Genomic DNA, 12,721 nt, shown 5'->3' on the forward strand with positions numbered 1-12,721 from the left:
AATGGTTTCCGCCTCCCTTCGGCGCGCCGCCCTACCCGTCCGGCGCCAGCCGCCGGCCAAGGATCAGAGCGCTTTCGTCCTTGCCGCCTTGGTGAACTTCTTGATCACCATCTCACGCTTCAGGCGGGAGATATGGTCGATGAACAAGATGCCGTTCAGATGGTCGATTTCATGCTGCAGGCAGGTGGCGAGCAGCCCTTCGGCTTCGGTCACTTGTTCCTTGCCATCGCGATCAATCGACTTGACCGTTACAGAAGCCGGACGCTCGACCTCGGCATAGTAGTCAGGGATCGACAGGCACCCTTCCTCATAGACCGAACGCTCATCCGACGACGCTATGATCTCGGGATTGATGAAGACCAGCGGCCGCTTGCCCTCGTCTTCCTTGGAGATGTCGATCACCAGCAGGCGGCGCGGCACGCCGACCTGAATGGCGGCAAGCCCGATACCCGGCGCTTCGTACATGGTCTCGAGCATGTCGTCGACGAGTTTGCGAAGGTCGGCATCGACACGCTCGATGGACGTGGAAACCTGGCGCAGCAGGGGATCGGGGAGGATGATGAGAGGCTTTATCGTCATGGCGCTCCCATAACGCATCTTTTCCGGCGATGGAATCGAAAAACGCGGACATGGCCCGCGTTTCCGGCAAGTCGGCGGTGGACGATGGAGATCAGGCAGCATGCCTTCGGGAGGCGGGCCGGCGCGCGACCTCGTCCGCGCGTTCCGTGCCGCCGCGCGTGCTCAACTGGCCGAGCAACTGCACGAGGCCGGCAACTTCGCCCCGCAGACGCTGCGTTTCGGCGGAGGTCTGCTCCACCATGGCCGAATTCTGGTGCGTGAGCGTATCCATGCTTTGCGTCGCCTGGTTGACCTCCTTGAGGCCGGTCGCCTGATCCTTGGCGGCGGTGGCGATCTCGGAAACGATGGAGTGGATCGTGTCGATGCGGCTGATCATGTCGGCAAGTGCCGTGCCGGTGTTCGAGACAAGCCCAACGCCTTCGTTGACCTGATGGCTGCTCTGGGAGATCAGCCGCTTGATTTCCTTCGCTGCATCCGCGCTGCGCTGGGCAAGCTGGCGGACTTCCTGGGCGACCACGGCGAAACCCTTGCCGGCGTCACCGGCACGCGCCGCCTCGACACCTGCATTCAGCGCCAGGAGATTTGTCTGGAAGGCAATCTCGTCGATGACGCCGATAATCTTGGAGATTTCGGTCGATGACTTTTCAATCTCGGCCATGGCAGCAATCGCCTGGGCGACAACGTCACCGGAACTGCGTGCCTGCTGCTGGGTGTCGTGCACCGCCATCGAGGCGCGTTCCGCATTGGTCGCCGTCTGGCCGACGCTCACTGATAACTGCTGCAGGGCCGATGAGCTTTCCTGCACGCCCGCCGCCTGCTTGGCCGTGCTGACAGCGATGTCGTCGGACGCCTTGGCGATCGTATCGGTGCCGTTCAGAATCTCCTCCGAGGCGCGACGAATGGAGGCGAAGGACTCGCTGAGCCGCACGACGGTCTCGTTATAGTCGAGGGCCATCTGCTTGAAATTGTCCGGGAGGTCGGTGGTCATCTTGCTTTCAAAGTCACCGCGGGCGAGCGCTTCGAGGCCACGGCGCAAATGCTCCATGGCGACCCGCTGGTCGTCCTCGAAGCGTTTGCGTTCTTCCTCCAATACCTTGCGCCGCTCATCGAGTTCGGCAAGATAGACCGAGATCGCGTAGTCCATGTCGAGCATGGATGCCTTGATCAGGGCGCCGAGCTTTTCTCCGAGGGCCTCTGCATGATGCTTTCCGAAGGGAAACGGCCAGTGCTTGACGAGGACGCCCGACACCAGTTCGGTCATCAGCTTGGAATAGCCGCCGATGTACCAGCGAGGTTCGAGGCCGATGCGCGCGTGGGTCTTGCCCACGGTGGTGACGCCGTTGACGTAATCGCTGTCAAAAGTACCCTTGGAGAGTTTGTCCCAGTGCACCATCTGGGCATTCTTCGCCCCGGTCATGTGCTCCTTGCTGCTGAAGAAGCGGGCGAGCTGCGGCGTGGCGGCGACCTTGGCATAGAATTTGTCGAGCGTGCCGCCGAGAAGCTCCCCAAGAGTTGGACGCAGCGAATTCAACGTTCTGGACGTCTTCTGGTCAATTTCGAGAAATGCGAGACGTTCGGTCAGGTTCTTGTCTTTTTCTGCACTCATTGGATCTCGCAATGCCTTCTCGGAGCGGGGACGCACCCCCGAATTTCAGAAATACTCCACAACAATTCGTGAAATTCCTAAATGGAGCATGAACGCGGCCTGCGAGAAATCGCGATTTGGCAAGTCATTGCTTACACTGATCGGCCGGATTATCTGGACGAGTGCCGGGCCGGCATTGTCGGCGATGCCCGCATTGGATCGCTCCTGAGCCGCGCGCTAAGAAAACAGGCCTTGGCCTTGCGGAGATCGCGGGCGCAATGCTGCTTCGGCTCGAACTCTTGCCTCGCGACGGCGCAGGCAGTCAAATGTTCCTGATTTGATCTATCGCTGTTTCGCGAATCTGCTAGTCTTCCACGCCATGAACAGTACCGACCTCACCGCGCTGGCCATCGGCACCTTCGGCCTTTCTCCGATCGCCCTTGCCAGCATCGTCGCAGCATCGCTGCTGACGGCGTTGTTTCTGCTCATCCTGTCCATCCACCGCGCCGGCCGCAGTCGTGCGGAGATCGCGATGGACGCGGCGCGGCGCGAGGCCGTGGCCGAGGCCCGGCTCGCGGAATTGTTGAGGGCCCAGGCGGAGATGCAAGGGCGGCTGGCCGCAATGTCCGATGTGTTCGGCAAGCGGCAATCCGAACTCAACCAGACGATCAACCAACGGCTCGACGGCCTGACCCAACGCCTCGGCACGACGATCACCGAGCAGACCAAATCGACACATGAGAACTTGCGCCAACTGCAGGAGCGGCTAGCGGTGATCGATGCGGCACAGAACAACATCCAGTCATTGGCCAAGGACGTCGTGGGTCTCCAGGCTATTCTGTCCAACAAACAGACGCGCGGCGCCTTCGGCCAGTCACGCATGGAAACGATCGTCGCCGACGGGCTGCCAATGGGCGCCTATACTTTTCAGTCTACGCTTTCAAACGGCATGCGCCCCGACTGCACGATCCGCATGCCGAACGGCTCGCCGCCGCTGGTGATCGACGCCAAGTTTCCGCTCGAGGCCTGGAACGCCATTCGCGACGGGCAGACCCCGGAAGAGAAGAAGGTGGCCGGCCAGAATTTCCGGCGCGATATCGAGGTGCATATTCGCGACATTTCGACGAAATACCTGATCGCCGGCGAAACCCAGGACATGGCCTTCCTGTTCGTTCCGTCGGAATCGATCTTCGCCGAGATCCACGAACATTTCGAAGCGATCGTGCAGAAGGCCCATCGGTTGCGTGTCGTGATCGTCTCGCCATCCTTGCTGATGCTGTCGATCCAGGTGATCCAGGCAGTCCTCAAGGACCAGCGCATGCGCGAACAGGCTCACCTGATCCAAGGCGAGGTCGTTCATCTGATGGAAGACCTAGTCCGCCTCGACGAACGCACCAGAAAGCTGCAGGGTCATTTTCTGGCGGCCCAGAAAGACGTAGACATGATCCTTACCTCCGCCGACAAACTGACAAAGCGCGGCGCCAAAATCGAGGCACTCGAGTTTCCGGCGGCTTCGGCGACAGCGCCGGACGAAGGCCAGAGATCGGTGGAAAGCCGGACTGGCCTCCTGAAACTGAGGATCGTCGACGATGAATAAGGCTGGCTTCTGACGGGACGGACACCAAGGACGGAAACACGCATGATCACTGTATTCGGCTCCATCAACATGGATCTCATTGCCACGACGCCTCGGCTCCCGAAACCCGGCGAGACGGTAGCCGGCACAGACTTTGCGACCGCTGCCGGGGGCAAAGGCGCCAATCAGGCGCTGGCCGCCCGCCGTGCCGGATCCGCCGTGCGCATGGTCGGCGCCGTGGGTCAGGACGAATTCGCAGGCCCCGCGCTCGCCATGCTGGAAGAAGCAGGTGTGGATCTCGTCGGGGTTCAGCATATCCAAGGACCGACCGGTACCGCCCTCATCCTGGTCGGCGGCGACGGCGAGAACATGATCACGGTCGTGCCCGGTGCCAACGGCATGAATCGTGAGAGCGACGCCGCGGCAGCGGTGGCGGCGATGCAGCAGGGAGATTTCCTGATGTTGCAGTTGGAAGTCCCGGCCGCCGGGGTCGAGCGCGCGCTGGCAGACGCCAGGTCGCGCGGCGCTTCGAGCATCCTTAATATCGCTCCGCTGACGGATGATGCCGTCCGCCTCGGACAGATGGCCGATATCGTCATCGCCAACGAAACCGAGTTCGAGCTTTACGCGGGCCGTGGCGCCATTGGCATGCAGGAGCGCGAGGAGGCGCTCATGCAACTTCACCGGAAGACGGGGCAAACGCTGATCGTCACGCTCGGCGCAGAGGGTGTTATCGCCGTCCGGAATTCCATGCTCCATCGAACCAAGGGCCTGGCCATTCGTCCGGTCGATACGGTTGGGGCTGGCGACACATTCTGCGGCTATCTGGCCGCGAGCCTGGACCAGGGGCTCGACTTCGAGGCCGCGCTGCGCCGTGCGGCGGTTGCCGGTTCGCTCGCATGCCTCCAGCATGGCGCGCAGCCGTCGATTCCGAGCGCGGACGAGGTGGAGCAGCACCTAGGGCAGGTGTAATCTGCTCGAGGGAGCCGGAACGTTGCCCTGACCCATGCTGTCGCAGGATCAGAGGCGAGCGAAGCGATCGATCAGGAGATCGAAAAAGCCGTCTGCATCGACATGGCGCATGACGCGTGCGTTCGGCGCGCGGTTTGAGACCCGCCACCAATCGACTACCGTCATACCGAGCGTCAGTTCCGATTGCGTCTCGATCTCGACATTGCAATGGCGACCGGAGAAGAGTTCCGGCATCAGCAGATAGGCGATCACGGTCGGGTCATGCAGCGGCCCGCCGTCGGAGCCGTATTTTTCCTCGTCGAAACGCTCGAAGAACTGCAGCCACTCGACCATGACCTTTGCAGGCCGGGTGCCAAGCGCGGAAAGGCGCGATACACGGGCCTTCGTGGTCATCAACTGGTGGGTGACATCGAGCGGCATCATGACGAGCGGAATGCCCGCCCTGAAGACGATATCGGCAGCCTGCGGATCGACGTAAATGTTGAACTCGGCAGCGGGCGTGATATTGCCTCCTTCGGAGAAACCACCGCCCATCAGCACCAGTTCGCGGATGCGTGGCGCGATGTCCGGCGCTTTCCTGATCGCCATACCGAGATTGGTCAGCGGTCCGAGGGTGCACAGTGTCACGCTGCCTTCCGGCTCGCGGCGCAGCGTCTCGATGATAAAGTCGACGGCGTGCTGTGGCATAACCTGCATCGTTGGCTCATCGAGAACTGCGCCATCGAGCCCCGTTTTGCCGTGAACGTGCTCGGCGGTGACCAGCGGACGCGCGATCGGCCGGTCGGCGCCTTCAAAGATCGGGATGTCGGTGCAGTCGCACAATTCGCAAACGATCCGTGCATTGCGGCTGGTGAGCCTCAGCGGCACGTTGCCGGCAACGGTGGTGATCCCGAGGATCTCGAGTTCGTCATGACTGGCAAAGGCAAGCATCAGGGCTGCGGCATCGTCCTGCCCCGGGTCGGTATCGATGATGATTTTTCTGCGTTCCGTCATGCCTGCCGATCCTGTTCAAAAGGATCGCCAGATGAGCCCGACGACCGGTTTTGTCAAGCACGCGTATGCTTGCACCCAGGGCCTCCGCCGCCCATATTTATTCTCATGAAGCTTCACCGAGCCCGAGGGCGGCGCGCATTGCGTAAGGATGGTCGATGAGAAACACAAGGACGACAGGAAACCCTTTGCTTATCGGTCTCGGGATTACCGAACCGGTACCGGGGCAGATTGCCCGAGCCAGCGACGGCTATCCGCCCTACAATATCGAGCGCGTTCGATCGGACGCCGCCAACGAGGATGATCGGCTTCGTATAACGCTTGCTGTCGCGGGGTTTGGCGAGGACGAACTGGAAGTCTCCGTCGAGGCGGGTCACCTCATCATCCGCGGCCGGCAGGCCGAGCGCGTCGAACCGGAATACCTGTTTCGCGGCATTGCGGCGCGCCATTTCCAGCGCGTTTTCCGTCTGGAGAAGGGCATGGACGTGCTGAGCGCGAGCTTGCGCAACGGTCTTCTGTCAATTGATCTGATCCGTCCCATCTCGGCGCAAATGGTGCAAAAAATTAACATCTCGTCTGCACAGTAGGGTTAACGGCATGATCGTGCCGTAGCTCCCTCATTGGTGGAGGACCGGAATGTTGATGAGAGAAGTGAACGCGCGTCTTACCCAATCCGAACTGGCCCATCTTGGTGCTGGTGAAGTCGGATACATTCGCAAGATGCGTTCCGAAGAAGTGTCCCGCTGCTTTCCGGAAGCGCCGGATATCGACCCCAGCCTCGACCTCTGGGCGCTGTTCGGCGCCGACGGGACGCCGATCCTCCTGACCGACAACCGGTCCAGCACCTTTTACAAGGCAGCCGAGGACGACCTCAAGACGGTCAGTCTTCACTGACCGTCCGTATCAAGTCTTGCGGAATGTGAGATAGGCCGAGGCGCGGCCTTCGCGTTTGGCCTTTGCCTCGTAGCGTGTCCCCGGCCAACCGGGAAATGGGGTCAGCCAGTCGGTTGCGTTGCGCGCCGTCCATTCGAAGCCGCCGTGCCGCAGGCAATGCTGAAGCGTCCAGTTGACATAGGTATCGATGTCGGAGGCGAAGCAGAACAGCCCGGCCGGCTTCAGCACACGATGGAAGCGGTCGAGATTGACCTGCGAGACGAAACGCCGTTTCCAGTGCTTCTTCTTCGGCCAGGGATCGGGATAAAGCAGGTCGATCTGATCGATCGAGCCCTCCGGCAGCCAGTCGAGCAGCTGGGTGGCGTCATCGTCATGAACACGGATGTTATTCAGCCCCTCCGCCTCGACCACGGCCAGGAGCTTGGCCATGGAATTGACGAAAGGCTCGACACCGATGAAGCCGGTATCGAGATTGGTGCGGGCACGGTGCGCCAGGTGTTCGCCTCCGCCGAAGCCGATCTCGAGACGGACCTTTTGCACGGCGAGCGGAAAGAGCGTCTTGATGTCGCCCGGCGCCTTAGACGCCAGGTCGATCTTCAGCGCCGGCAGGAGGGTTGCCATTCGCTCGACCTGCTGGTCGCGCAAAGGCTTTCCCTTGCGCCGACCGAAGAAAGCCTCGGTCGACCTTGTCCTGCGTTCCGCTTCCGTCATCCAACTTAAGCCCTGAGAGCATCCTTGAGCGGCTTGACCAGATCGAGCTTCTCCCAGGAGAAGGAACCGTCACGGCCAGCCTTGCGGCCGAAGTGGCCATAAGCGGACGTCTTAGCATAGATCGGCTTGTTCAGGTCAAGATGGCGGCGGATACCCGACGGGGATAGATCCATAACCTGGCGGAGCGCCGCCTCCAACTCGTCCTCGGTCACCTTGCCGGTGCCATGCAGGTCGACATAGATCGACAACGGCTGGGCAATACCGATCGCGTACGAAATCTGGATGGTGCAACGGTCGGCGAAACCGGCAGCCACGACGTTCTTGGCAAGGTAACGGGCGGCGTAAGCCGCCGAACGGTCAACCTTGGTGGTATCCTTGCCGGAGAAGGCGCCGCCGCCATGGGGGGCCGCACCGCCATAGGTATCGACGATGATCTTGCGGCCAGTAAGGCCGGCGTCGCCGTCCGGGCCGCCGATGACGAACTTGCCGGTCGGGTTGACGTACCACTTGCAGTCGTCGGCAATTTTCAGGTCGCCGAGCGCCTCGCGGATATAAGGCTCCACGACCGAACGAACCTTTTTAGAGTCCCAGCTCTCATCGAGGTGCTGGGTCGAAAGCACGATCGACACCACTTCGAAGGGTTTGCCGTCGATGTAACGAACGGTCACCTGGCTCTTGGCGTCGGGGCCAAGCTTGCCGGCATCCCCCTCACCCTTCTTGCGGGCGGCTGCGAGCAGCTGGAGGATGCGGTGAGCGTAATAGATCGGCGCAGGCATCAGGTCGGGCGTCTCGCGGCAGGCATAGCCGAACATGATGCCCTGGTCTCCGGCGCCTTCGCTATTGTCATGGTCGGCGGCCTTGTCGACACCCTGGGCGATATGAGCCGATTGCGAATGCAGAAGCACGTCGATCTTCGCGGTCTTCCAGTGGAAGCCCTCCTGCTCGTAACCTATGTCACGGATCGCCTTGCGCGCAGCCGACTTGAACTTCGAGGGATTGATAACCTGCTTGCCATTCTTGTCGGTCTTCATCAGGCTGTCGGGGAGGCGAACCTCGCCAGCAATCACGACGCGGTTGGTGGTCGCCAGGGTCTCGCAGGCGATTCGCACGTTCCAGGGGTCTTCACCGGTCTTGGCGGCTTCCCGGTAAACCAGATCGACGATTTCGTCGGAAATGCGGTCACAGACTTTGTCCGGATGACCTTCGGACACAGATTCGCTGGTGAAAAGATAGTTTTCGCGCATGCGGGATTCCCCTCAAAGAACAGGCATCGCCCTTGTTAGTCAGTTCACGCGCGAAAAACAAGGAGACAACGACATAAATATATCTTTATGTCGACATTTCACTCTGTCCAGCCAATAAAAAAGCGGCCGAACAGCCGCTTCTTTCAACTCAAGCAATTCTGGGCATCCCGGCGGTCAGTCCGCGTCGGCTTCCGCCGCCAACGCCTTGACCAGGTCGACCAGTTTGCGACGAACCTTTGGGTCCGTGATCTTCACGAAAGCGCGATTGAGCTGCAGACCTTCCGACGAGGACAGAAAATCGACCACGTAGTTGGAGCTCGACGCCTCGGCCATTCCGGCAGCGCCCGATGACTGATCGCCTGGTGCGTCTTCGAAGAAGAAGGAAACCGGGACATTCAGAATATTCGAGATGTTCTGCAGGCGGCTGGCGCCGACACGATTGGTGCCCTTTTCGTATTTCTGGATCTGCTGGAAGGTGATGCCGAGGCTCTCGCCCAGTTTCTCCTGGCTCATGCCCAGCATGGTGCGGCGAAGGCGAATCCGGCTGCCGACATGAATGTCAATCGGGTTCGGCTTCTTCTTATTCTCAATCATGTTGCAATCCTGACAAGTGTTGGCAATCCCACCATAACCCTCTGCTCCGGACGGACCATAACGTGGCGTTGCACACGCCAATCAGGAGCTTAGAGCATACGTAGCGACCCGTGGTTAAATCCACTATGCAATTTTAGGGGTTTTTGGTCAATTCGTCCTGAAAATAAAACCCATGCGTGAAATCAGCGCAGCCGATGCCACAACAAGCATAACCAACCAGAAGTTTAGTGAGCGATCCGTATTGTCCCAACTTGAAGCATAAACAACACCAAAGGTTGCATCGACAGCCCCTCGTACGTCCAGCGCCATGCCGGAAATAATTCGCCCCCGGCGATCAACAATGGCCGAAATTCCATTATTGGCGCTGCGAATGAGCGGCAGACCGGTCTCCACTGCGCGGACTCGGGCCTGAAGGAAGTGCTGATAGGGGCCGGGTGTAGCACCAAACCATGCATCGTTCGTCAGGTTCACGATTGCTCCGGCCTTGCCTGCCGGAATGTCGATCTCGTCAGGGAAAATGATCTCGTAGCAAATCAGCGGATAGAGGCCGAGACCCGAAGGAAGGGAAAGCAACATGCGCTCCGAAGCCGGCGAGAATCCGCCCGGCAGGCTGATGAGGTTGTCGAAACCCATGGAGCGCAGCAGTTGTTCAAAGGGAAGATACTCGCCGAAGGGCGTGAGGTGAACCTTGTCGGACGCCGATAGAATCTGCCCCTTGTCGTCGATCACGTAGACCGAATTGTAATAGCGTGGCGCTTGCCCTGCGCCCAGGTCCTCGGCGCGCACGGCACCGGTAACCAGCACCTGCCCGTCCTTCAACACATCGGCGATCCGCGCGAGTGCGTCTGGATGCTCGGTCAGGATGAAGGGTATGGAAGTCTCCGGCCAGACGATGATATCGGGTTGCCGATTTCCGGGCTCGACCGGCTGGGCGGACAGTTCCAGATGCTGATTGAATATATCGATCCTGTCGGCGTTTTCGAGCTTCCGCACCTGGTCGATCACCGGCTGCACGAGCCGCACCGTCACTGTCTTACCGCCCTCGGGCAGAGGCTGTTGGATCACATAGGCGCCGTAACCGAGATGGGCGGCGAACAGCAGCCCCGCCAGGAGAAGTCCTGGCCCCAGCCCCTTGCGGGTTCCGAGGAGGGCCGGCGCAGAGAAGACAAAGACGGCCAGCGTGCTCACGCCGAACAATCCCAGCGGGGCTGCCGACTGCATCATCAGGGGGATCGGCATGGCCGCATAGCCAATGGCATTCCAGGGGAAACCGGTGGCCAGGAAGCTGCGCAGCCATTCCGCCAGGCCGAAGCCTGCGGCGAGCGCCGCGATCCGCCCCATACCGTCGGACCAGACCAGCCGCGCCAGCATGGTCGCCGCTCCATAGAACAGCGCAAGCACCGCCGGCAACCCCAACACTGCCAGCGGCAGCGCCCAGGCAAATTCCTCCGCCTCGAGAAGCAGCGCATTGCCGAGCCACCACAGGCCTGCGGTAAAATAGCCAAAACCGAACAACCAGCCGGTGACGAAGGCAGAACGCAAGCCGAAGGAATGGGCACGATCGGGGCTGCCAGAGGCTCCATCCAGCATCCAGACCAGAATCGGAAAGGAAATGAACAGGACTGCGAAGAAGCCGACAGGCGGCAAGGCCAGCGCGCCCAACGCCCCGGCGAGAAACGCTAGAAACGCGCGTTTCGCCCCTCCGAGCAGCATGATCCTGCCGGCCAGCTGTTCCATGCCCATTGTTTTCCCCTTGCCCCGAATCAATCCGCCCGCAGTGTTCCAAAAAACACCGGACTTGTCGTGCGGATAGCAACGGATTGCCGGGACCCGGAAGGTCAGGCCTTGCCGTCAATGTCCATGGGAGGGGCTTCGTCGAGGATAACAGGATCGGCAGCCGTTGCAGTCTTCACCTTGGCGGCCTTGGCCGGAGCCGGAACATCGCCGTCGCCCTTCGTGACGCGCCGACGTGCCGCCGGCCGCTTGCGCACGACACGCACGCGCTTGATACGACGGGGATCGGCATCGAGAATATGAAATTCGAAGCCAGGCAGCGCCTGAACCACCTCGCCGCGGACCGGGATCCGGCCCAGAGCGGCGAATATCAGACCACCCAGTGTATCGACGTCGTCGAGTTGATCACGAACATCGAAATCGGAACCGATCGCAGCGGCAATCTCCTCCAGTTCGACCCGCGCATCGGCCACCAATACGTCATCCGACATGCGGCTGAACATGGCCTCCTCGTCATCATGCTCGTCTTCGATATCGCCGATGACCATTTCCACGACGTCTTCATGGGAGACCAGTCCGTCGGTGCCGCCATATTCATCGATCACCAGCGCGATCTGGGTGCGGGCGGCCTGCATGCGGCTGAGAAGATCGGAGGCGAGCATGGAGGGCGGGACGAAGAGGATCGAGCGGACGATGCCGCATTCGGCGACAGTCTTCGAAAGGTCGACACGCGCCAGGTCGAAATCTGTCTTGGCGGCGCGTGATGGCTTCTCCGCCTTCTCGGCTTTATCCGCCGCAGCCTTGTCGGCAACCGACTGGGCCGTTCGCGATCCATTGCGCCGCTTGTTGCGCGCCTGTTTGGTCACATAGGAAAGAAGGTCGCGGATATGGACCATTCCACGCGGATCGTCGAGCGTTTCGCAATAGACCGGCATGCGCGAACGACCGGATTCTTCAAAAAGAACCATCAGTTCACCAATGCTGATGTTCTGATCAACAGCCTCGATATCGACACGCGGCACCATGACGTCCTCGACACGCACCTCGCGGAAGCGCAGGATGTTATGCAGCATCGCTCGCTCTTCGGGGGTGAACACATCGCTCGTGCCAGCATCGGCCTTGAGGGCGTCGTGCAGGTCCTCGCGCAGGCTTGAAGTCTGCGGCCGCCGCAAGATTCGGGCGGCACGTGTCCAGAAAGAGGTGTGTGTGCGGCCGGAATTCTCCGGCCTCGAAGAACTTCCACCCTCTTCCGAAGAGGAGCCCTCTGATCCCTCATTGGCCTCAGGGGCCAGTCTCGTCGCAAAATCGTTCATCATTCCAAACTGTCAAACCGGGTCATGCCCCGCATAGGGATCAGATAGTCCAAGTGAGGCCAAAATGCGAGTCTCAAGGCTCTCCATTCTTTCCGCTCCCTCGCTGTCCATGTGATCATAGCCGAAGAGATGCAGAAAACCGTGGACCATCAGATGGGTCAGATGGTCCGTGAAGCTCTTGTCGAGATCCACCGCTTCGCGCTCCACCGTCTCGCGCGCCACGATGATGTCGCCGAGCATCGGGCCGGGCTTGCCGCCGGGCGACAGCGGAAAAGCCGGGAAGGACAGAACATTGGTAGGCTTGTCCTGTCCGCGCCATTCGGCGTTGATTTCACGTACCTGTTCGTCGCTCGAAAAAACCAGCGAGACCTCGATCGGCATCGCGGGAAATGGCTGATTTTCCTCACTCCGCAGATACTCGGCCGCCGTCTCGAGGACGCGCCCCGCCAGGCCTTCGAGTTCGGCTTCTCCCGCCCACCCGTCGGCTTCGACGGCAATCTGTATGTCGAGTTTCGGCATCATTGCTATC

At 60.6% G+C, this 12,721-nt stretch carries 13 protein-coding genes; 4 read left to right on the forward strand and 9 right to left on the reverse strand.

Annotation, left to right across the window (positions count from 1 at the left end):
* Nucleotides 1-63: 63 nt before the first annotated feature.
* Nucleotides 64-579 carry a peptide deformylase gene (gene def, locus ACWPVA_RS14755; protein ID WP_454288397.1) on the reverse strand — a complete coding sequence of 172 codons (516 nt, stop codon included), beginning with the start codon at nt 577-579 and terminating at the stop codon, nt 64-66.
* A 91-nt stretch (nt 580-670) separates the two neighbouring features.
* Nucleotides 671-2,185 carry a methyl-accepting chemotaxis protein gene (locus tag ACWPVA_RS14760; RefSeq protein WP_454288398.1) on the reverse strand — a complete coding sequence of 505 codons (1,515 nt, stop codon included), beginning with the start codon at nt 2,183-2,185 and terminating at the stop codon, nt 671-673.
* Nucleotides 2,186-2,543: 358 nt separating this feature from the next.
* Here ACWPVA_RS14760 and ACWPVA_RS14765 point away from each other — a divergent pair, with 358 nt between their 5' ends.
* On the forward strand, nt 2,544-3,761 hold the full coding sequence (locus ACWPVA_RS14765) for a DNA recombination protein RmuC (protein ID WP_454288399.1): 1,218 nt from the start codon (nt 2,544-2,546) through the stop codon (nt 3,759-3,761).
* Between the two features lie 42 nt (nt 3,762-3,803).
* A complete protein-coding gene (locus tag ACWPVA_RS14770; RefSeq protein ID WP_454288400.1) occupies nt 3,804-4,712 on the forward strand; it encodes a ribokinase in 909 nt (302 codons plus the stop codon).
* Nucleotides 4,713-4,760: 48 nt separating this feature from the next.
* Here ACWPVA_RS14770 and ACWPVA_RS14775 read toward each other — a convergent pair whose 3' ends face one another.
* Nucleotides 4,761-5,705, reverse strand: a complete 945-nt coding sequence (locus tag ACWPVA_RS14775; protein WP_454288401.1) for a nucleoside hydrolase — start codon at nt 5,703-5,705, stop codon at nt 4,761-4,763.
* A gap of 155 nt (nt 5,706-5,860) precedes the next feature.
* On the opposite strand from ACWPVA_RS14775, the gene ACWPVA_RS14780 reads away from it, so the two are divergent.
* A complete protein-coding gene (locus ACWPVA_RS14780) occupies nt 5,861-6,289 on the forward strand; it encodes an Hsp20 family protein (RefSeq protein ID WP_454288402.1) in 429 nt (142 codons plus the stop codon).
* A 49-nt stretch (nt 6,290-6,338) separates the two neighbouring features.
* Nucleotides 6,339-6,596 carry a BQ00720 family protein gene (locus tag ACWPVA_RS14785; protein ID WP_454288403.1) on the forward strand — a complete coding sequence of 86 codons (258 nt, stop codon included), beginning with the start codon at nt 6,339-6,341 and terminating at the stop codon, nt 6,594-6,596.
* 9 nt (nt 6,597-6,605) lie between these two features.
* Here ACWPVA_RS14785 and trmB read toward each other — a convergent pair whose 3' ends face one another.
* The 6 genes from trmB to ybeY form a co-directional block, all read right to left on the reverse strand.
* Complete coding sequence (trmB, locus tag ACWPVA_RS14790; protein ID WP_454288404.1) at nt 6,606-7,307, reverse strand: tRNA (guanine(46)-N(7))-methyltransferase TrmB; 702 nt, start codon at nt 7,305-7,307, stop codon at nt 6,606-6,608.
* A 5-nt stretch (nt 7,308-7,312) separates the two neighbouring features.
* Nucleotides 7,313-8,551: a methionine adenosyltransferase gene (gene metK, locus ACWPVA_RS14795; protein WP_454288405.1), complete on the reverse strand. Its 1,239-nt coding sequence runs from the start codon at nt 8,549-8,551 to the stop codon at nt 7,313-7,315.
* 174 nt (nt 8,552-8,725) lie between these two features.
* Nucleotides 8,726-9,145: a helix-turn-helix domain-containing protein gene (locus tag ACWPVA_RS14800; protein ID WP_454288406.1), complete on the reverse strand. Its 420-nt coding sequence runs from the start codon at nt 9,143-9,145 to the stop codon at nt 8,726-8,728.
* Between the two features lie 147 nt (nt 9,146-9,292).
* Nucleotides 9,293-10,882: an apolipoprotein N-acyltransferase gene (gene lnt / locus ACWPVA_RS14805; protein WP_454288407.1), complete on the reverse strand. Its 1,590-nt coding sequence runs from the start codon at nt 10,880-10,882 to the stop codon at nt 9,293-9,295.
* A 101-nt stretch (nt 10,883-10,983) separates the two neighbouring features.
* A complete protein-coding gene (locus ACWPVA_RS14810) occupies nt 10,984-12,192 on the reverse strand; it encodes a transporter associated domain-containing protein (RefSeq protein ID WP_454288408.1) in 1,209 nt (402 codons plus the stop codon).
* A gap of 12 nt (nt 12,193-12,204) precedes the next feature.
* Nucleotides 12,205-12,711 (reverse strand): rRNA maturation RNase YbeY, encoded by a 507-nt coding sequence (gene ybeY / locus ACWPVA_RS14815; protein WP_454288409.1) that lies wholly within the window; start codon nt 12,709-12,711, stop codon nt 12,205-12,207.
* Between the last annotated feature and the right edge of the window lie 10 nt (nt 12,712-12,721).

The organism is Rhizobium arsenicireducens (genome assembly GCF_964021225.1).

Coding starts and splice junctions, on each gene's coding strand:
- def (WP_454288397.1), bottom strand. CDS start 579: ATGACGATAAAGCCTCTCATCATCCTCCCCGATCCCCTGCTGCGCCAG.
- ACWPVA_RS14760 (WP_454288398.1), bottom strand. CDS start 2,185: ATGAGTGCAGAAAAAGACAAGAACCTGACCGAACGTCTCGCATTTCTC.
- ACWPVA_RS14765 (WP_454288399.1), top strand. CDS start 2,544: ATGAACAGTACCGACCTCACCGCGCTGGCCATCGGCACCTTCGGCCTT.
- ACWPVA_RS14770 (WP_454288400.1), top strand. CDS start 3,804: ATGATCACTGTATTCGGCTCCATCAACATGGATCTCATTGCCACGACG.
- ACWPVA_RS14775 (WP_454288401.1), bottom strand. CDS start 5,705: ATGACGGAACGCAGAAAAATCATCATCGATACCGACCCGGGGCAGGAC.
- ACWPVA_RS14780 (WP_454288402.1), top strand. CDS start 5,861: ATGAGAAACACAAGGACGACAGGAAACCCTTTGCTTATCGGTCTCGGG.
- ACWPVA_RS14785 (WP_454288403.1), top strand. CDS start 6,339: ATGTTGATGAGAGAAGTGAACGCGCGTCTTACCCAATCCGAACTGGCC.
- trmB (WP_454288404.1), bottom strand. CDS start 7,307: ATGACGGAAGCGGAACGCAGGACAAGGTCGACCGAGGCTTTCTTCGGT.
- metK (WP_454288405.1), bottom strand. CDS start 8,551: ATGCGCGAAAACTATCTTTTCACCAGCGAATCTGTGTCCGAAGGTCAT.
- ACWPVA_RS14800 (WP_454288406.1), bottom strand. CDS start 9,145: ATGATTGAGAATAAGAAGAAGCCGAACCCGATTGACATTCATGTCGGC.
- lnt (WP_454288407.1), bottom strand. CDS start 10,882: ATGGAACAGCTGGCCGGCAGGATCATGCTGCTCGGAGGGGCGAAACGC.
- ACWPVA_RS14810 (WP_454288408.1), bottom strand. CDS start 12,192: ATGAACGATTTTGCGACGAGACTGGCCCCTGAGGCCAATGAGGGATCA.
- ybeY (WP_454288409.1), bottom strand. CDS start 12,711: ATGCCGAAACTCGACATACAGATTGCCGTCGAAGCCGACGGGTGGGCG.